Below are 418 nucleotides of genomic sequence, written 5' to 3'. Positions count from 1 at the left end.
AATGATGGCTGGCGGCGAGTAGACGCTCTTTGTAATACTCTGGCAGGCTGGACGCCCGAATGTCAAAACGCAGATGAATGGCCGTTGAGGTCTTATTAACATGCTGCCCGCCGGCGCCCTGCGCACGAATGGCGGTGATCTCAAGCTCACCATCGGGAATAGCAACATGTCGGGAAATCGCAATCATGAAGGTTGTTGCCAGGCGGTTAAGTTAACTTCCAGATTATTCTTATCGTCCGATAACCAGATCACGCCATCCTGAATCGTTGCCTGCAGCGTCATGGTACGATCGGCAAAGGCGCTTACTTTCGCCAGTTGTTCATCGTCCAGATACCAGACGGAAAGATTGGCAAACTGCACACATTTGCTCTGATTTTGCTGCCACCAGATTTGCGCCGCCCGACTATTATAGGTAAAC

At 51.2% G+C, this 418-nt stretch carries 1 protein-coding gene and 1 pseudogene; both read right to left on the bottom strand.

The genetic code is table 11. The annotated features are described in order from the left end of the window. Nucleotides 1–70: 70 nt before the first annotated feature. A pseudogene (locus tag RM479_RS27715) lies at nt 71–166 on the bottom strand (peptide chain release factor-like protein); the annotation flags it as partial. Between the two features lie 17 nt (nt 167–183). Then, nucleotides 184–418 (bottom strand): YaeQ family protein (locus tag RM479_RS27465; protein ID WP_311514583.1); only part of this gene is annotated, 235 nt, incomplete at its 5' end.

It is taken from the genome of Nocardiopsis lambiniae, from assembly GCF_031845465.1.
GTDB lineage: Bacteria > Actinomycetota > Actinomycetes > Streptosporangiales > Streptosporangiaceae > Nocardiopsis > Nocardiopsis lambiniae.
This window is presented reverse-complemented; position numbering and strand designations above follow the sequence as displayed.